Raw genomic sequence first — 19999 nt, forward strand, 5'->3', positions numbered from 1 at the left:
ACGTTTATCGTTACACAAAAAAAGGCTCGAGTTATCTTCTCAAACCCGAGCCTTTCGAAAGTTGACCAACAGATGAAACTATAATTCGTAATCGATAGTCAGGGTAAATTCACCGCTGAAGAAATCCGGATCAATATCCTCATCTTCCATCTCCAATGTTCCACCAACCCAGAATGTAGCATCACCGCCTGCATCTAAGTCAGCTGTCTCAGTGGTCAAAATTGCACCACCACCGTTTTGTACAATCATCGGCACAAAATTAATTGTCTGATTAGTTGCATTTCCTTCAAGCGTAACATCTCCAAATGTCAATACAACTGTTGCCTCATCAACCCCGGAAAGGTCAAACTGACCTGTTTCAGCACCTGTTCCAGTATTAATTTCAGAATCAATACCACCTGAATTGTCAGGTGTAAGAACTGCATCTGAATCACCATCAGTAATGTCACTACCAAAATCCAAAGCTCTCTCCCCAGTAAGTGTCAGCGCAGCATTAATACCTGCTCTTACCACAATATCATCAGAGACTTCTGTTGACTGAGCAGCTACCGTACTTGCTGAAATTACGAGGAAAAACACCAAAGTTATTATGCTTGTATATTTCATTTTTCTTCTCCGTTTAGTTCGTGATCGTTAAAAGATCGTGTGTGTGATAAAAAACTTTTGATTCAGTTTGTGTAGATTTCAACCTAAAATTACTGTGCAAAATTCCTGCATCCTAATTATTATTCATTAATGAAAACCGCGCAAATCAAGCGCAATAGCCACTTTATTATTAGTGTTCTCTAATATTTCTGCTGTTTTTAATGCCCACTCCGTCACCGAAAACCCAAGTGTTAATTGTTATTAATATTACAGGGCTTTGTAGCATTATTTATTGGTTTTTTTAATGATAAGCCTAAAATATTATCTGGAAAAAACATCCAGGTTTTTTTATTTTCTGCAACCACTTGATTTTGCATATCCTAATCAATCGAGTTCTGCCAGAACTCGGCAAAATTGCCTGCTTTTTTTTCAGCCTCACATCCATCCGGCCGTCACACCGGCCCGTCAATGGTACTCCACGGCCATGAACACCTCGGCATCATACACACCGGCCGGAATGTCGCCGACATCGATTTCCCCGTACACATAAATATACGCCGTGGCAACCGGCACAGGAGTATCCGGCGAAGCCTGCTGCGGCGCGTCCTCCCTTATCGGGAACAGGGCCGCAGCGCCGGTAATCGGCTGCAGATGGTCAATGTTGTTCTGGTTGCGGTTGGCGAAGCCGACATCCAGCGTAAGCGGCACCCGGAATTCCGGCGCCTCCGCCGACTCCAGGTATTCCGGAATTTCGAGTACAACGTCCACCATCAGGTTCTGCGGACCCGTAATCGCGTATGTGCCCATGTTCGGGTCGCCCAGCTCAATCCGGATAATGCCGGAGTTGGGAACCACCGCGCCGAAGTTGAGCGGCGTCATCTCCTCGGCCGTCAGCTCCGAATCAATCTCGAACGACAGCCGCAAAAATTGCGCTTCCGCGATAGCAGGCATCACCGCCACCAAAGCGGCAAAGAGCAACGCTTTGCACCGGCAGCCGCGGGCACTATGGATGGTAACAGCCATCAGATATCGTAGGAGACTTCGATAATGATTTCCGCCGAATAGAACCCGGCGTCCTGGCTCTCACCCACCTCAATGGAGCCGCCAAGAAACAGGTAGGCGCTTTCTCGGGGTGGCACATAGCCCGAGTGCGGCGGGGTAGGCGGCGGACCCGGAGGCCCTCCCGTCCTGCGAAAGATGGGAAAACGGGCCGAAGTGCCGGTAAACAGCTGTCGGAACGCCGGGGTGGTATTGCCGCTGCCCTGGTTGGCATACGCCCCCTGCAGGGTAAACTCCATCCGCTCATTCTCTTCGGTCGTCGGCAGCCCGCCGAGTGTCAGATACGGGGGCGCGTCCAGGGTCACAAACACATCCAGGTACCTGACCCCCTCGATCTCGACAATCACCACATCCTCGCTGTTAATATCAATTTCAACCAGCCCGTCACCCGAAATCAAAAAACCAAAGTCAAGTTCATCGTTGCCGCTCAGGGGGGTGAGCACCAGCGAATAGTGGCCCATGGGATCATCTTCGGGGATGTAGTCGCCGAAATTGATCTGCGCGGCGGCCGGCACCGCAGCCGTCAGCCAGAGCAAGCCTGCCAGTGTCACTGCGGTATGTCGGTGCGTTGAAGCCATGGCAATTCAGGTTGCAGCAGATGGTGTGAGGAGGTCAATATACAGCGCTTCCGGCTCTCCGCCAACGAGAACCTGAGGCCGCGGGTACTTACAGATACTCGATTTCTACCGTAAACTCGCCGTCGTAGGCGCCCTGGGTCGCCCCGCGGATGTCCACGCGGCCGCCGATCCAGAAGTAATACTCGCCATCTTCGTTCAGCTGGAAATCGCGGTTCTCCAGTTCCAGCAGTTCGGACGAAGGCTGATCGTCGATGTCGTTGCCGGCCACTTCATAGAAAAATGTGAGGGTTTCGCCGCCCCCGATGCGGGTCAGTTCCCGCTCCTGCAGAAAGCTGATGCGGACCTCCGCGTTGGGTTCGCCCTCGGCGCGCATTTGTCCGGCATTGATGCTGGTCATCGGATCTACCACGATCTCCTCCTCCCTGGTCACCTGCCGGTCGAGGACGATATCGCGCAGGGTGATCATCGCCACCTCCATGTCGGTCGTGGCCGTCACCGACGCCGAAACCGAAATCGTCGCCGTCACATCATCGTTATTGCCGTTGAACCCGTTCTGGGCCAGGGCCGGGACCGACGGCAGAAAAAGCAGCACGGCGAGGACCATTACGGCGGGTGGTAACAGCCGCGCCAGGCCACCACTAAGGGAGCCGTTCAAGCAGCCGGACCGCTTGCGCCGGATAATCAGAAAAAAGGGCAAAAAAAGATTCAAAGCTTCTCCGTGTTGCACCTGCGGACAGGTGTATGGATTTGTAGGTTGTTTTCGAGTGAAATATAAGGAATAACCCCCGAAACGGCAGTTAGAATGGATTAATTCCCAGAGGTGTTTTATTAGATGGATTTAACATCGCAAGCGTTTTTGCCGGGGCTGATCCCGCGAGCCCGGGCCGTCATTTTACCAGGGTCATTTTACGTGTGGAAATCCCGTCTTCGGTAACCAGCCGATAGATATAGACACCTGAAGCGTGGTGTTCCGCACTCCAGCTTACCGTATGGCTGCCGGCGGAAAGCTCGCCGTCGATCAGAGTAGCCAGGCGCCGGCCCAACAAGTCAAAGACCTCGAGCCGCACCTGTCCGCTGCGGGGCAGTGTAAACGGGATGGATGTGGAGGGATTGAACGGATTCGGGTAGTTCTGAAGCAGCGCGGGTTCGTCCGGCAGATACGCCATCTCGCCGCGGGTGCTTATCACAATGCTGAAACGCGGCTGACTCTGACCTGCTACCGCTTTTGCAGTCCGCGTGTCATGACCTGCCTTTTCATCTTCGGCGGCACCCTGACCGGCTTTTGTCGCCGGCTGTTCCGCACCGTCATGACCAGGAGTGCGGGCAATGCGGGAAGGCAGTCCGAACACCACGCCGGGCGAGGTATTCCGGTCAGGTCCCGCCGTATCCGCCGGACCTTCCGCAGTCTCCTTATGATCGTCACTGTCTTTCCGCTTTCCGGCGACCTGATCCGACATAAGCGAGCCAGTGGTGGCGTGCCTGACGACATACCGCTGCTCCTCCATCATGTTGACCGCGTGTCTTTCCTCATGATCCATCAGGATTAGCGTGTAGTCTTCGTTCCAGTTGGCCGACCGCTCCCAACTGATTTCGAATATCCCGGAATATGCCTGACCGTTTTCGGCGGCTCCGGCATAAAACGGCAAATTCAGCGTACCCGTCAGATTATTCGGCAGACTGTTGATGGCCTTACCGGCTTCTCCGGGCTTCATGGATGTCGCAGCGGTGATCCAGGTGTCGTTGAGCGGTTCCAGCAGATAGGCGTCGTAGCGGTCGTGCCCGGTGCGCCCTTCTTCGGACAACATGATCCACGAGCGGGCGTTCATTCCCGCTACGACAACTTTGAGGGCAAGAAGCTGCGGAGCGTCATCCCCCGTCGGCCGATGTTCCGAGGCAGTAACCAGATTCTGGCCTGCCTTGCCATAAAAGGTGCGGTCGGAACCCGTCTTCGCCTCGTTGGTAAACCCAAGCTGGGGACTGGCACCACTGGCCTTTACCCAGAAAGCCTGAAACGGTGCTATGAGTCCGCCTGCAATTTCCGGATCGCCTGCCACTCCATTCCAGACACGGTAATAGCCCGATCCGCCGTTTGCCGCAGGGTCCCAGATGTAAATGGTGTTGTCGATGCCGCTGCGCACCCATCCGGGGTCAGCGTCCCATGAAAGGGCCGAAGCGGTCGGGTTGCCCACCAGGTTCCAGCCCTCATCGACTCCCACCGAATCGACAAAAACGCCGTTGTCCACCTGAAACTCCCTCTCGGTAGCACTCAGGCCGGTGAAATCAAAGCGGTTGCCGCCATCGGCGTTGAAAGGATGTTCCTGGCCGGAGACAGTCATGTGCACCGGCAGCTGGTCGGGATACACCGACCCCGAGGAGCTGCCATCCCGGTTCAGCCGCCCCGCCCCATCGAACAGATAGTGAAAGTAGCCGCGTCCGGCCGTAACCTGCTCATTGATGCTGCCCGGGGCACGCCAGCCCTGCTGGGTGGTTCCGGCTTCGGATTCGTCCCACCACATCAGGTTGGGCTGCAGGTTGTCGAAATCGGATCCGCTGAAGCCCTGGGTGACCAGGTTGCCGGAGAACATGTCGGAGAAGTCGGTGGCGAGCGGAGAGGTGACGGAGCGCCAGCCTTTTTGCCCATCGAACCGGCGGCGCATTTCCAGCAGCGGGTTCTGGTCACTCAAATTAAGATACCGGACATCCGATTCCAGAAGAATTCTGGCGTTGCCTTCAAGTGAGATTTCGGCGCCATCCCGGATGGCGAACAGCGGACCGGCTGCAACGGTAAGAAGCGCGTTGTTTTTGATTGAGAGGATGCCACCGTCGTCGATTTCCACTTCCAGGGCGGGAGAACCGGAAATCACCGGATCGTTGGCCGTTCCATCGGGAATGGTGATGATGGATGTGGTGCCGGGAAGGGTTCCGGTGCTCCAGTTCGACACATTGAACCAGTCATCATCCACACTGCCTTCCCAGACAAACGCATCGGGAGCGATGTACCGCAGCACCACCACACCGGTACCGCCGGCACCTCCTGCACCGCCGGCTCCGCTGCCTCCGCCGCCACCGCCGCCCGTATTGACGGTTCCGGTGACACCAACCGGGCTCGCTCCACCCTGACCACCACCGCCGGTACCACCGCCTCCCTGTCCACCGGCAGCCTGAGCTCCGTTACTTCTTGACCCTCCACCGCCGCCGCCGGCAAAGAAGCCGTTAACACCCACGGTGCTTCCGAAAAAGGCCGAATAATCCAGGCCCGTCCCACCGGAACCCCCGTCCCGGTTGTTTGCAGCGCTGCCTGCACTGCCCGCACCCCCGCCACCGCCGCCGGTCGGTACGTTCCCCTGTTCTGAGCCCGCGCCGCCATCGGTTCCCTGGCCCGGTTCACCGGCACCGCCGACGTTGCCGTTGTCACTACCGCCGCCACCCGAACCGCCTGACAAGCCGGCCGACTGCGACCCGCCTCCACCGCCACCGGTCGCGGTCAGTACCGATCCGTTCTCAAACCCGGAGTTGCCGCCGGAGCCCCCGCCGTTTGTACCGGTGCCTGCGGCACCACCGGCACCTACTGTGACCGTGATTTGCCCTGCGGCGGGCACGTCCTGCTCAAAAACCACTCCACCGGCGCCACCGCCGCCGCCGCCGGTTCCCCCGCCGCCGCCGCCACCGGCGACCACCAGTACATCCACGCTCTCCACACCCAGCGGCAGGGTTGCCGTGCGGTTTGTGCCGCTTTCAAAAACCTGGACACAGTACACCGTGCCGTTATCCTCAAACTCGATGGCGCGGTCGCCGATCTGCTCACACTGGCCGGTTTCATCCACAGTAAAAGCCTGAGTGGCGTTGGTTAGGGACGGGTTGGCCGCTTCCAGCAAATAGGTATCGCTCAGGGACGCTGTAGCCCGGAAATTGGCTGCGGACTCCCCGTCGCCAACGGTTACCTGCGTAATATCCTGAGTGTCTGCGAAATCGCGGAAGGTGACTCCCGCGGGTGCGGAACTCAGCGTAATATCCGTTTGGCCGCTGCTCAGCGCCTGGTTGCCGAACGCATCCCGAAGCGCTACGGTAATACGGGCGGAGGTCTGCCCGGGGGAAATAGCCCGTTCGGGAGTAGTAAAAACGATGTTGTCCGGATCGGCGGGGATGACCTCAAAGGAGGCGCTCACCGCATCAGTCGTGACCCCCGCAGCGTCAAACACAAGGGTGTAGCTGCCGGTCTGATTGATCACCAGATCATCGAAAACACCAATGCCGTTGGCGTTGGTGTTCACAGTCAGTGTTCCGGCATCAAAAGAGTATCCGCCCTGTTCACTTACGGTGACCGAAATCCCTTCAACCGGATTGCCCGACGCGTCGGTCACGATCACTGCCGGCGGACCCTGAACAGTCTGACCGGCGACCGATTCGGCAGGTTGCGTATTCACAGCCACTTCCTCGGCCTCCACTTGTGTGATTTCAAAAGTCTCACTTTGATCGGAATCCAGTCCGGAGGCGGTGGCGGTCAGCGTATAGGTACCGGGCTCATCCACGCTAAGGTCATCAAACGTAGCCACTCCGTTCACCGCGTTCACGGTAAGCGTACCGAAAAGAGTGGCTCCAGCGGGATTTGTGAGCGCGACCGTGACCGGGTGGGTTGCGCTCGGCACCAGCTGATCGGCGTTATCGCGAATTTCAACTGTCACCGGCGGGGTGATGGTTTGGTTGACGGTCGTCTCTGTGGGCTGGTCGGCGAAAGCCAGCCGGGTGGCGCCCACGACGTCAATCGCCGTTGTAAGCGACACCACTTCATCGCCATTGGAGTCAAGCGCGGCGCCGCGGATGCGGATCACGCTGCCGTGCGTATCGTCGGCGTTATAGGTGACATCCACCGTGCCATCCTGTCCGGTGACGGCCTGCGTTGCCGGGGTGATGGATCCGCCGCCTTCGACAAGAGTAAGCGCGACGGTCACATCTTCCGCCGGATCAAAACTTTCGTCAAGAACAAGAAAGGTGACGGTAGTCTGGCCGTCCGGTGCCACCGGGTCTTCGGAGATCGCGTCAATAAACAGGAAGTACACCTCCGTCGGGATTACCAGCACCTCGTTGGAAATATCGCTTTCGGCTTCGCCGGTATTTTGCGCGGTTGCGGTGATGATGACGCCCGGCTCCACCAGATCCCCGATGGTAAGTCCGCCTCCGTCAATGGCCGGCTGTGAAAAGGAGGCTGAGGCGGAGGATGTTTCCAGCACCAGGTTGCCATCAATAAAGAACCGGTTGATATCGCCCGGATTTGCGGTGATGTCGATGGCATCGTTAAAATCGTTGACAAGCTGCTCGGCGGCTCCGTTTTCGATCACTGGAGGCGGGGCGGTTTGCTGGCTCTGGATGATGGCGGGATCCGAAGGGTCGCTTACCAGTTTGCCTCCGGCCTGGGCCGTTGCGGTAATCTGGTCACCGGTACTGTACACGGACAGGTCCACGCCCTCAAAGGTCCAGTTTCCGAACGCGTCGGATGTGGTAGTACCGATCTGGTCTCCATTGATAAAGACTGTGATAAAAGCTCCCCCATCGTTGTCAAAACCGGTGATATCGGTGTTGGTCTGGCTGGTCAGATAGGTGCCGGTAATAACCGGCGGATCGGTTTTCTCCAGATTGGCCTCCCCGACGATCACCTCGTTGGATTTCAGGGAAACCATCTCATCTTCTGCGGAATCAAACGCTCTGGCGTAGATGATGTCGCCATCTGTCAGGGACACTCCCGCGTCAATCGTGACGGTGCGTGCGATGCTGTTGTCGTTGTTTTCGCCTATTTGGTTATCATCCGAATTGAGGTAGAGAAAAACCGTTGCGCTCTCTGTGGGAGCATCCACATCCACGCTGGTATCATTGGATGAAACTGACGGTGAGGTGATGACGGGCGGATCGGTCTGCGTGCCTCCATCCGACCTGAAAACAAAATCCGACTCACACTGATCTCCCCATTGTGCGGTTACCAGGAAATCCTCGTTGTTATAGGGATTTCCTCCGAAAGGTTGGTTATCCAGTGTAAAGTCAACATCTCCGGTCGCACCATCCTGAGTAAACACGGCATAATTGGTGACGCCATCGGGATTTTCATCCGCCAGGGTGGACGCGAACAGTACCGGCTGGCCATTTTCATCCGTCTGGTACAGGCGTATCACTAGATCTGCTTCCTGGGTATCGTCAGGCAAACCAGGAACAACACCGACAAAATTATTTCCCTGGTTATCGAGATTGATCGGCGGCACGGTACACACCGGTGCCTGGCCGAGCACGGTAACGGGATCACTGAAAGCGGACTGGCTCTTTCCCGTTGCGTCCGCCCGGGCTCGTACCTGCTCACTCTCCGTCAACCCTGGCGAGAGCGAAACGGTCCATGTGTTATCGGCCACGGTGGTATTATAGGTGGCGGTTCCACCATTGGTGACCTCTACGATTATGCTTGTGCCATCGGCTTCAATGCTGGTTCCGGATATTTCGGTGTCGCCGTCCAGAAGAGGCGTAGTTATGGAAGGAACCGATGTGACGATATCATCAAACCCCCCGTTTTCATCGAGGTTGTCGCCGCTGCTCAGGGGCATGGAACCCAGCACTGTTTGCACCGCGAGGTCCTCACTGCCGAAATCACCATCGGAAACACCGCCAATATCGCCGATGCGGCTTCCGGTCAGATACGCACCGCTGGCGCTGGTAATGGTGGTAGCGGCCACTCGGAAATTCTGGCTGGAATTGAAGGGCATAATACTCCATGGCACATAATAGTCGTAAAACGCATATTGGCCGGAGCCGAAGTTGCCGGCAAAGGCTTTCTGGAAGTGGCTGTCAAGGGGCAGCCTGGTGGAGAGCAGGGTATTTCCGTTGCTGTCGTAGATCTGAATTCCCTGCTGCCCGCCGCCGGTTCGCAGTATGACCTCGTAATCGGGAGTTCCGTTGAGCTGTGTGTCAAACAGAAAACTGTATCCCTTGGAAGCGTTGGAGTAATCCACCAGCCTGAGGCGGAACAGCAAGTTGGTGCCATCGCTGAACATGAACGCCCCGGGGTCTTCGTAGCTACCAGCCTGGACACCGACCAGGTCGGTGTGCGCGCCCCCGGTAGCAGCATCCCCGGCTTCCTCCTGGAAAAGTACCGGCAGTGGATGGTAGTTGATTTCACTGGCCGCACCGTAATCGATATTGGCAGGGCTGAAGCCGGTGGCATCGGCGGATACGAAACCATCACCATTGGGATCCAGAATGGCATTTCCGCTTCCTGTTGCCGGCTTGAAAATCTGTCCGGGAGTCTGTGCCAGGGTTTCTCCGGGAAGATGGATGCCAATCAGAACCGCAATCAATACCACCCACATATATGGGCGGCCGGCACTGCATGTATTATTTCCCCGTAAAAAGATCAGCGTGAGCATCTATTGGCTTCCAGATAGACCTTATTTGCTAATGACTCGATTCGATATTGACGCTATTTAATCCAGAGCCTGACTGTGAATAATATAGTAAATAAACACAAGCCCGGGTATTATAATGCATTAATGAGCAACACGAAATTCCCCCCTATTGATGTGCTATCCAGTCGGCCGGTGACTCGGTTTTTACTTCACCAGTGACATCTTTCTGGTGCGCACCACTCCGCCGGCTTCGAGCCGGTAGATATAGGTGCCGCTGCTCATGGATCCGGCGTCCCAGACGACCTCATGAAGGCCTCTTGTGTAGATGCCGTCGGCCAGCAGGGCCACTTTGCGGCCCAGGATATCGTACACGGCCAGCCTCACCCGGCCCTCTTCCGGCAGTGAAAACCGGATGTTGGTGGACGGGTTGAACGGGTTGGGGTAGTTGGACCGCAAAATCACTTCCTCGGGAACCGCCTGACCGTAATCAAGCGAGGGTATTCTGCGGTCGATGCGGATTTCAAACCGGGTATCGGACGATGCCGCCATTTGGTGGAGCACCATGGGTCCGCCGAGCTGGTTGACACTGACAACGGGGGGACCGTCTTTGGCAGCGGACTTCCGGCTATCGGTTCCGGCATCGGCCGCCATTTTGAAAAACGGGCTGCTGCCGGATGCCAGGTCAAAGGTGTAGGAACTGTGCCTGCGCATATCCACCTGATCGCCGGTCCGTTTGTCCACCAGGATAATCGAAATATCCTCCGGAAAGTCGTGCAGGCTGTTCCACTCCAGCTCGGACTGCCCTTGCAGCGCCATGCCGTGGATCACACCGTAGGTTTCCAGGGGGATGGACATTTTGCGCTCGACCCGATCCGGCAGACTGTTAATCGAAAGTTGTGAGCGATCGTCGCGAATGGTGAAGACCGACAGGTAGGAGTTGGAGAGCGAGGCGAGCCGGTAGGCGTCGTAGCGGTCGCCGGAAACATCACCGGCTTCGGAGAACATCAGGCGCGTTTCCGCTTCCAGGTCGTTGTTATGATGGCGGAGCTGCAAGACGATTTCATCGAAGGAGTCCACGGCACCGCTTCCGGCGGCATGGCCTGCCATCTTGCCCCGGAAACCGGGTCCGCCGAGCGTGCGCGCGTCCGGCGAAACCGTAAGGGAGGCGCCCGGTTCTTCGGCCTTCACCCAGAATGCCTGGAAGGGGGCGATTTCGCTTCCGCCCAGCGAACCGGTTGCGCCGTTCCACTCCAGATAGGCGCCGTCGCCGCCGTTCGCGTTCGGATCCCACACATAGATGGTTTCATGGATATCGGTTTTATTCCAGTTGGCCTCATCGTCCCAGTCCAGCGACGCCCCGTACGGGTTACCGACCAGATTCCAGCCCTCATCTTCGGTGTAGATTTGGCGTGCGGTGTAAGTGACACCAAAGTCAAACGGGTCGGCGGTATTCTCGGTACCGCTCACTGATATGGTGAACGGGAGCTGGTCCCCTCTGGCGGGTACGCTGCCGGGACCATCGGCGCCGTCGAATGCGTAGGCGAAATAGCCGCTGCCGGGGCTGACAGAGCCGGAAAGCGAGCTGATAGAGCGCCAGGCCATGTTGGTGGTCACGGTATCGCCGGGGGTATTTTCAGCGAAATGGAGGATATTGGGCTGCTGGTCGGGCAGGTCGGCGCCGGAAAAACCCTGGGTGGTGAAGCCTCCTCCGGGTCCGCTGAGAAAGTCACCGAATGTGGTTCCGACCGGCGAGGAGATCAATCGCCACCCTTTGTTGCCGGTGATATTACGCAGATAACGCACCGTGCCGGAGCCTGTGCGGGTATCGGCGATCAGGCTGTTGCCCGAAAGGATGGTAAACTGTCCGCTGGAGAGGTTCAGGGTGCCGGCGACAAACAGGTCGGAGGTTGCGTCGACCCCGCCACTATTGTTGATACTCAGGTTGTTGACCTGTTGCGGCAGGCCGGTGCCGGTCACCTGCGCCGATGTGCCGCCGTAGATATAGTTGGCAGCGGTGCTGAACGAGCGGGAAGCGGTGCGGATGTTGCCGGTATTGCCCGAGGCGGCGATGCCGTCGGGGGAGCCGATCTGCAGGGTTCCGCCGGAAGCAAGCTCAATGGCGCCGTCGCCGGTCACGGCCTTGTTGAGTGTGGTAAGGGTTCCGGAGGAGCCAACGGTGAGCGTGCCGGTGCTGTTGACGGTCAGCGAAGCGAGCGGATCGAGCGAAACGCTGCTGTTTATGGTGATGGTGTGGCTGTTGCCGATGACGACCTGATCGCCCGCCTGGCCGGGTGCGCGGGAAGCAGCCGGGCCGGTATGCGACTGGATGGACCAGCTCGAGGTCTGGTTCCAGGCGCCGGTGGTGATGCTGTAAAAAACGGGCGGGGAGTCGTCGATGAACCGCTTGCGGTGGTCGTCGTTGACCGGTTCCCCGTTCACATTGGCAACATTATTCACAAACAGATAATATTGCACATCGCTTTCGATGCCCGTTGCCGGGGCTTCAAAGGCCAGCTCCAGCGTAACCACATTATTGTTGGCACCGGATAAAACGGCTGAAGTGGCATCCGCCACTTTGCCTGTCTTGTCTACATTCAAAAACACTTCGTAGTTAGCTGCTGTCTCCGCGCTCGATTGCTCCAGCGGGTTATTATTGTCGAAGTTCACCCGGATGGTGGTGGGGCCGAGAATATCTATGCTTACGATATACGGGCGCTCGGTAATAATTTCGGGATCACCCGTTACCGTACCGACCACATTGAGCGTAGTGTTATTTACGTTTTGGTAGTCGGCGTCATCATCAACTGTCATGTTATTGTTGACAAAAACATTAGCCTCAGATACAACATTAGCCCCTTCCTCAATCTCCAGATCGTAAAAGTTTATTGTATTACCATCGATATTGCTACCAACTGTAATTATTGAGTTACTGGTAATGGTAACCGTACTTGTCTCCGGATTAAAGTCGGCATTCCCATCCAAACTGATATTTCCATCGAAAACAATATTTCCGCTGCCCGCGTTAAAAGCGCCACTATTATTGAAAGCAGAATTACCGTAAATATTGAGCGAGCCATTATTCAGGTTGAAAGTAGCATCGTTTCCAATCACTAAGTCAGCATTGATGACCGGAGGCCCAGGATGACCGATATTTACCGTACCCGTTTGTACTGTAACAAGACTGCTGGAAACCAGAGAGAAATCATCAAGAAATGTTATTGACCCGTCATCGACAAAAATTGCTCCTGAAATCGACGTGGGGTTATTGACAGTCACATGTCCGTCGCCAACATCAAAGGCAATTTGCCCGGGGGTTTCGGTAGCAGCAACCGCAAGATTATCCATCTCAACTTCCACACCGGGAGCCACATTAACACGTACTTCGCGACCAAAGTTATTGATTGTCAATCCACTGAAACTGGTATTGGAAGTAATTAGCGGATCGGGGTTGGCTGGAGGGAACCATTGAATGTTAGCTGAAGTATTTGCATCCGGCACCCCATTGCTCCAGTTAGCGGGATCAGACCACTCATTGCTCACCGAGCCGTTCCATGTCGTCGTCTGTGCCAGGGCGGCCGGGCCCAGCGCCGGAAGAGAAATCAGAACCAGAAGCAGCATCGCCAGCAGGCCCGGAATCACTTTGCCTGACCCGGCGTTTATTCTACTGACTTCTATGTGGCTGATTTTGTGCAATGGCTTGTTTCTGATGGTGCCTGACGGAAATTTTTGCTGAAAAAAAGCTTCCAATTTAATAACTGCCCGAAGCTTTCCGGCGACCCCGATTCGCTTGTCGGCCGCCTTCATCAATAATCAACACAAAAATAGCTAAAAAACGTCTCATTACGCAGTTAGAATGGGTTAATCAATATCGGGTTATATGAGGCTTTTTGCATTAAAACAACCTCATTTTGGCCTTGTTTATTAGCCGGTTTTAATGTTACGGCCTTCCATGGAGCCGGGCGGACCCAAAAGCCGAATCCGCCCCCCGGACGCGGGAGTCAGGCAGTATTTATATTAAAATAATCTAATAATCATAATACACAAGCTGCCGCCGGCTTAATTTCAAGCATAACCTGTTTTCCGGCAAAACCTTTCTGCCGGAACCATCTCTCCACCGGCAGGTGCTGACGAACTCCCGGCCAAGCCATTCTGCCGAAGAGATCATGCTGCCTGCAAGGCCCTATAGCTACACTGCCTTACTTCATCAGCAACATTGTACGGCACTCACTATAGACATCGGCGGTGACCGATACGGCCTGAATCCGGACAATGTACAATCCGCTGGCAAGTCCACCGGCATCAAATTGGACGATATGCGCGCCAGCCGGCCGATACCCGCTTGCCAGGGTGGCCACAAGCCTGCCGGTGACATCGAACACCTGCAGTTGCACATCAGCAGTCTCGGGAAGCGTGAACGGGATCTGGGTGACCGGATTGAAGGGATTCGGATAGTTTTGTGACAGGGCGAATTCCACCGGATGTTCCGGATTCCCGATGTCGTCTGCAAGATCATCCTCCCCGGCACTGGTACTTATAAGCTGCATGGTATTCCTGAGATAGGGGTAGCCGTTATTTACCGCAAAGTCAGGATCAGCGCTCCAGACCTCATCAAAATCCCAGGCCCCATAGACCTCCCCTTGATGCGGATACGTCATTTCCAGAGTGGTGAGGCCGACAGTGCCGTCTCCTCCTTCGCTTTCAGTTATTCCGGACGTTTCGATGTCCCAGTAGCTGTCGTGTGCTGCGGCAGCCGTAGTTCCGGTGGAACCTATAAGTCCGCCAACCCGGCTATCATTAGCGCTGACCCGCCCGGTGCTGTAGCTGCGATAGACCTGTCCGGAGAGCCCTCCAACGAGGCCGCCGACCCGGTCATGAGAATGCACTTCTGCATGACTATAGCTGTCCGTAAGCATGAGTCCCCAGGAGTTGCCTATGAGTCCGCCGGCACTTCTAGCGGTTTGGAGGCTTGCTCCCTGAATGATTCCATCCGACCAGCAATGCCGAACTTCCGAGTTTCTGGCACTTCCGAAGACCCCTCCGATATTGGATGATCCAAAAAGGTGAACTTCGGCATCAAGACGATGAGCAAAGCTTTCATCCAGATAGCCGATCACTCCTCCTACATCATCTTCGTTGGAAACGATTTGGCCGCTGACCGAAATGGCTTCAACAGTTCCGTTGTCCAGGCGTCCGGCCAGGCCGCCACTGTAACGGTTGCCGAAAAGGTGGACCGATTCCATGCTGACCTGCTCAATGTGTGCGCCATCGGCAAAGCCAAAAAGTCCCTGATATTCTACTGCGGGATTGTTGATGGCAAGGCCGGTGATGGTGTGTCCGTTTCCGTTGAAAGATCCCGAAAAAGCGGCCTCGTCATCCGGCGAACCCACCGGGGTCCATCCTGCCCCATAGTTCCATGCGGATGAGGGGCTCAGGTCGATATCATCCGCAAGAACAAAATGGGCATCCAATCCTTCATTCATGGCTTTGAGTCCGGCGGCATTGGTAATCACATAGGGATCTTCCTCGGTGCCTGTCCCCGGAAGCGAAGAAAGCGGAGCTGCTTCCGGCCGGCTTCCGATTTCCAGCGGTTGAAAGGAGGGGTAGCCGTTGTCAGGGTCCATCTGCCAGACGGAGTAAAAATTGTACTCGGCATAGGTTTCCTGCTGTTGCATCTGGGCGGTGCTCAGGCCTTTGAGCAAATCGCCTCCGTCACTTTCAGGCTGGCCGGACCGATCTGTGTCCCAGAAGCTGCGATAGGCAAACGAAGCGGTTGTACCGCTAGCGCCGATCAATCCTCCGACAAGGTCTTCCTCGCCGCTCACCGGACCGGTACTGAAACAGCGGTGGACTCTGCCCGCCAAAGCACCCACCAGTCCGCCTACACGGTTTTCCGCCGTTGCAGATGCATGGCTGTAGCTGTCGGACATCAAAAATCCCCAGGAGCCGCCAACCAGTCCGCCCACCTGTTGCCTTCCCTCCATGTGTCCATTCGACATGGCGTGCCGCACTTCGGAGTATCTTGCCCTTCCTATGATGCCGCCTACCGCGTCATTTCCTAGCGCATTGACTGATGAGGAGACATAATGGACGATGCTTCGATCGATAGCTCCGATGATACCACCGGCATAATTATCAAATGAGCGTATTTCACCAGAAACGGAGATGTTCTCCACGTAACTGTCTTCCGCGAAGCCGGCTAGTGCACCCACAAAGCGGCTTCCCTGAACATCGCTGTCTACAAGTGTGACATTGTGGATTACGGCCCCATCCAGATAGCCGAACAAGCCCTGATAATTTGTATTAGGGTCGTAGACGGTCATCTCTTCGATGAGGTATCCGCCACCGTCAAATGAGCCGGTAAAAGGTTCATCCGAATCACCGACAGGAATCCAGGTTTGATCCAGGGGGCCGATCGCCAGGCTAATATCATCAATTTGGATAAAATGTCCGTCGCGATACGATCGCATTTCGGCCAGTTCGGCGGCACTGGAAATCTGCCAGGGTTGCTCCATGGAGCCGTCGCCCCCGGAAAACTGTGCCGGTGCGGTTGGAGCGGCAAAAACAATACAAACAGATACAAGAAGTGGAAAGCAAGAATACTTTTTCATAGTTCGACCCGATTACGTCCCCGATTGTGATGGTTAAATACTTTACTTTTAAAAAAGGGAAAAAATACGCAAAATGCTCCCTTTACGAGTAAAAAATCACTGAAGAGCTGTTCTTATAGCACAAAGTGAATCCATAAAAAATCCGGCAACTCAAGGCTGTTTCCGGGCAGACAGGTAATAGCATGGCCGTAAGTCTCCATTTTTTCCGTAATGATCTTCGCCTCAACGACAATCCGGCATTGTCCCATGCGGCCCGAGGCGGTAGCCGTTTGATTCCCCTTTTTGTGTTCGATGACAGGGCGACAGCCAAAAGCAGCTTTGGCTTTTCGAGAACCGGCCCGCACCGCCAGCGATTTATTCTCGAATCGGTAACCCGCTTACACAACAATCTGAAAGCGAGAGGATCGGGACTGATTACCGCAAGTGGCAGGCCTCATGAAATCATCGCTTCTTTATGCGATGCCATGGATATTACACTGGTCGCATTTCAGGAGGAAATCGCGCCTGAGGAGAAAGAGACGGAGCAAGCCATAAGGGAGGTTCTGTCGACCCGAGGAATTCCCCTGCGGACCTTCCGCTCATTCACCCTGATTCATCCGGATGATCTGCCCATGCCGGTCACCGGGACCCCGGACGTATTTACGCACTTTCGCAAGAAGGTTGAAAAGCACTCTGAAATCAGGTCACCGCTGCCTGTACCGGAACTTCCGCCGCTTCCATCCGGTATGGAACCTCCTGAAAACGGATTTCGACTGATCGGACCTGCACCTGCAGATCATGGACAGTCTGCTTCCGGCACATCACCTGCCGAACGGGGTTTGGCCACTATTGGCGCCGGTATTCCACCGTTGGATACTCTTTTTCCTCATGAAAATGCCGAGTCGGACCCGCGGGCTGCCATAGTTTTTCGCGGCGGAGAGGACCAGGCACTGGCGCGACTGGATCATTATTTCTGGAAAACCGACGAGCTGCAAAAATACAAATTCAAGCGCAACGGACTGCTCGGTCCCGATTACAGCTCCAAGTTTTCTGCCTGGCTGGCCAATGGCTGCCTGTCTCCGCGAACCATTTACGACCAGGTCAAACAATATGAATCCAGCCGAAAAAAAAACGTATCCACCTACTGGCTTATATTCGAGCTGATCTGGCGTGATTATTTTCATTTCATCATGGAGAAGTACTGCGCACGGCTTTTTCATCGTGATGGATTGTCGCCGGAGCCCGTCAGCTGGCAAACCGATTGGGAACGGTTTCAAAAATGGCGGGACGGAGAAACGGGCATTCCGTTTATTGATGCCAATATGAAGGAGCTCTCAGCTACGGGCTACATGTCCAACCGGGGGCGACAAAATGTGGCTTCCTTTCTGAGCAAATATCTGGAGCTTGACTGGCGGATGGGCGCGGAATGGTTTGAATCGATGCTTATAGACTATGATGTTCACTCCAACTGGGGCAACTGGGCTTACGTGAGCGGAGTGGGCAACGACCCGCGTGACCGCTTTTTTAACATCCTCAATCAGGCCCGGAAGTATGACCCAAAAGGCGCCTATGTCCGTCACTGGCTGCCCGAACTGGCCGGCCTGCCGGATGAGCACATTCACCAGCCGTGGAAATCAGCACATGCCCCGGCAGAATATCCCGGACAGCTTGTTGATTTCGAGAGGTGCCTGGAGAAGCTTTCCGGAAACGGCAACGGATCCGGTTGAAGTCCGGTGTCCATACCATATGGCGGTATCCATTTCGAATGAAAAGTTCACGACTGCACTTTTGATTCATGTCAGCCGAGCATGAGTCCGGCGGTCCCTTACTTCATGCTTCCAGGTAAATGGCTGGCGGGAATGATCCGAGGTAACTGCCGGTTCAGTTTACTTTGGACGATGCATTGCGTCCGGCACCGATCGCAGCGAAACCTTCAGCACATCCGACATGGAAAACCTGAAACAGGAAACCTATTACGCCGAAGTAGCTTCCTATTATGATGAGGATGCCCGTGACTTTGAACAGCGGTATGAGGAAAATCCGGTTCTTCAGAAAATCCGAACCTCTTTCCGTAAGCAGACCGAGCGGTACCCGTTCAGCCATGCACTGGAGATTGGATGCGGTCCAGGGTTTGATGTCTGCCATTTTGCCGCCCGCTATCCCGATCGTATGGTTTATGCCATAGACGTGTCTCCGGAAATGGTTCGCCTTACCCGGGAAAATGCCAGTTCCATGGGACTGGAGAACGTGAGGGTTGAAACCGGTTCCGTGGAGGATGTCCACCTCCTGTTTCCCGGCCTGAGATTTGACCTGGTTTATGTCTATTTCGGCGGATTGAATACCGTTTTTGATCTTGAAGCCGCTGCCGGGGAGATCGCCTCGTTCTGCTCGGAAGACGCCAATTTGGTGCTGACATTCGTTAACCGCTTCTACGTGACCGAGATTCCGCTGTGGCTGGCCCGGGGAAGGTTCCACAAAGCCTTCGAGCGGATCCTGGAAAAGTGGCGTGGCTATTCGGATGTACGAAAAATTCCTAGTCGGGTATTGTCACAAGGGGACATCAAAAGGGCTTTCGGATCCCATTTTACTATCACTTCGCGACGCGGATACAGCATTTTCTACCCTGCCTGGTACCGATCCCACCTTCTTCCCGGATTGGGCAGTATGGCCGAAAAACTCTGGAAGCTTGACCGGCTGATATCCCGGACACCGCTCTGGAACACCGGCGAATACAGCCTCTATGCAATGCAGCCTTCGGGCCCTTCACAAAAGCCCGGTTGACCCACCTGTGCGGATGCGATATACCCGCTGCATCAGTCTTCCAGATTCCGGACCACATCCCGAAGCGCCGCACCGACCGTTGGAAATCCGGGTTCCCACTTTGATACCGTATCACGTTCGGATATAAGCGATAGCGAAAAAGTTAGCGCCTCTGTAACCGTTTGCCCATACCGGGTCCGAAGCTGCCGCTCCGTATAGTACCTTACCGGAACACCGGTGAGTGCGGACAGCGTCTGGCAGAAGTCACTCTGGGTCACTGCCGGAATCGTCGTTATGTTGAAAATTTCCGGAGAAGCGGCGCGGTCTCCCGGGCCCTGAGATGTGGCCGGCTGTCCCGCCTTGACGGCGGCCAAACCGGATATCCGGGCAATCAAGCCGGCGCAGTCGCGCAAATGCACCACAGACATCAGATTTTCACCCTCCCCGAAGCAGGGGATTTCGTGTTGTTTGCGCACTGCCCTCCAGTAAAATTGCCGAAACCATGAAGCCGGTCCGAGCACCCAGGGTACCCGGGCAATAGAGACGGGAACTCTTGAATCTGCGGCTGATTCCAGAATGGGCCTCTCGGCACGAATATAATACTTCTGAAACCCGGCAGGATTTAATGGAGCGGATTCACTCACCCCGGCGCCTCCTTGTGAACCGTACACGAGTGAGCCCGATACATATACCAATGACGGAGGATTGGTTAACCTGCTGAGCCACTTCATCAGCCGGGCATTGGCGCGCCGCCCCTGCATTCCGGCCAGAATGCGCCCCGGCCATGTGCGTCCCGAAATCCGACCACTGTGGATGATCACATCGGGAAGATCATGCTCCAGCCGGCTCCAGTCAAAGGTTCGCAAATCGCCCTCAATACTCCGGACTCCATTCACCCTGACCCTGCTGCGATGCTGCAAGGCCGTGATCCTGCAGCCGCTTGCTGCAAGAACTTTTACTACCTCCGAACCGATAAAGCCGCTCCCTCCAATCACCATGACCTTCGGCGGCTGGCGTGTATTGCCGAATAATTCGATGGAAGAGGCCATAT

The 19999-nt window shown here is 55.4% G+C and carries 10 protein-coding genes; 2 read left to right on the top strand and 8 right to left on the bottom strand.

The annotated features are described in order from the left end of the window. Nucleotides 1-78: 78 nt before the first annotated feature. The 7 genes from QA596_01010 to QA596_01040 form a co-directional block, all read right to left on the bottom strand. Nucleotides 79-606: a DUF4402 domain-containing protein gene (locus QA596_01010; GenBank protein MDG5766025.1), complete on the bottom strand. Its 528-nt coding sequence runs from the start codon at nucleotides 604-606 to the stop codon at nucleotides 79-81. Nucleotides 607-1050: 444 nt separating this feature from the next. Beyond that, on the bottom strand, nucleotides 1051-1608 hold the full coding sequence (locus tag QA596_01015; GenBank protein ID MDG5766026.1) for a hypothetical protein: 558 nt from the start codon (nucleotides 1606-1608) through the stop codon (nucleotides 1051-1053). Next, nucleotides 1608-2222, bottom strand: coding sequence for a hypothetical protein (locus QA596_01020; GenBank protein ID MDG5766027.1), 615 nt, complete (start codon nucleotides 2220-2222; stop codon nucleotides 1608-1610). The genes QA596_01015 and QA596_01020 overlap by 1 nt, the downstream gene beginning before the upstream one ends. 88 nt (nucleotides 2223-2310) lie before the next feature. After that, nucleotides 2311-2931, bottom strand: coding sequence for a hypothetical protein (locus QA596_01025; GenBank protein ID MDG5766028.1), 621 nt, complete (start codon nucleotides 2929-2931; stop codon nucleotides 2311-2313). A 178-nt stretch (nucleotides 2932-3109) separates the two neighbouring features. Beyond that, nucleotides 3110-9565 (bottom strand): T9SS type A sorting domain-containing protein, encoded by a 6456-nt coding sequence (locus QA596_01030; protein ID MDG5766029.1) that lies wholly within the window; start codon nucleotides 9563-9565, stop codon nucleotides 3110-3112. Between the two features lie 240 nt (nucleotides 9566-9805). Next, entirely contained in the window at nucleotides 9806-13294 is a 3489-nt protein-coding gene (locus QA596_01035) for a T9SS type A sorting domain-containing protein (protein MDG5766030.1), read from the bottom strand. Nucleotides 13295-13797: 503 nt separating this feature from the next. Next, the gene (locus QA596_01040; GenBank protein ID MDG5766031.1) at nucleotides 13798-16209 is read right to left on the bottom strand and encodes a T9SS type A sorting domain-containing protein; all 2412 of its coding nucleotides are present in this window, start codon (nucleotides 16207-16209) and stop codon (nucleotides 13798-13800) included. A gap of 182 nt (nucleotides 16210-16391) precedes the next feature. On the opposite strand from QA596_01040, the gene QA596_01045 reads away from it, so the two are divergent. Together QA596_01045 and QA596_01050 are read left to right on the top strand one after the other, a co-directional pair. After that, nucleotides 16392-17915, top strand: a complete 1524-nt coding sequence (locus QA596_01045) for a DASH family cryptochrome (protein ID MDG5766032.1) — start codon at nucleotides 16392-16394, stop codon at nucleotides 17913-17915. 220 nt (nucleotides 17916-18135) lie between these two features. After that, nucleotides 18136-18969, top strand: a complete 834-nt coding sequence (locus QA596_01050) for a class I SAM-dependent methyltransferase (GenBank protein ID MDG5766033.1) — start codon at nucleotides 18136-18138, stop codon at nucleotides 18967-18969. Between the two features lie 32 nt (nucleotides 18970-19001). On the opposite strand, the gene QA596_01055 is transcribed toward QA596_01050, so the two are convergent. Continuing rightward, nucleotides 19002-19997 carry an NAD(P)-dependent oxidoreductase gene (locus tag QA596_01055; protein MDG5766034.1) on the bottom strand — a complete coding sequence of 332 codons (996 nt, stop codon included), beginning with the start codon at nucleotides 19995-19997 and terminating at the stop codon, nucleotides 19002-19004. Between the last annotated feature and the right edge of the window lie 2 nt (nucleotides 19998-19999).

Source organism: Balneolales bacterium ANBcel1 (genome assembly GCA_029688905.1).
Taxonomy (GTDB): Bacteria; Bacteroidota; Rhodothermia; order Balneolales; family Natronogracilivirgulaceae; genus SLLW01.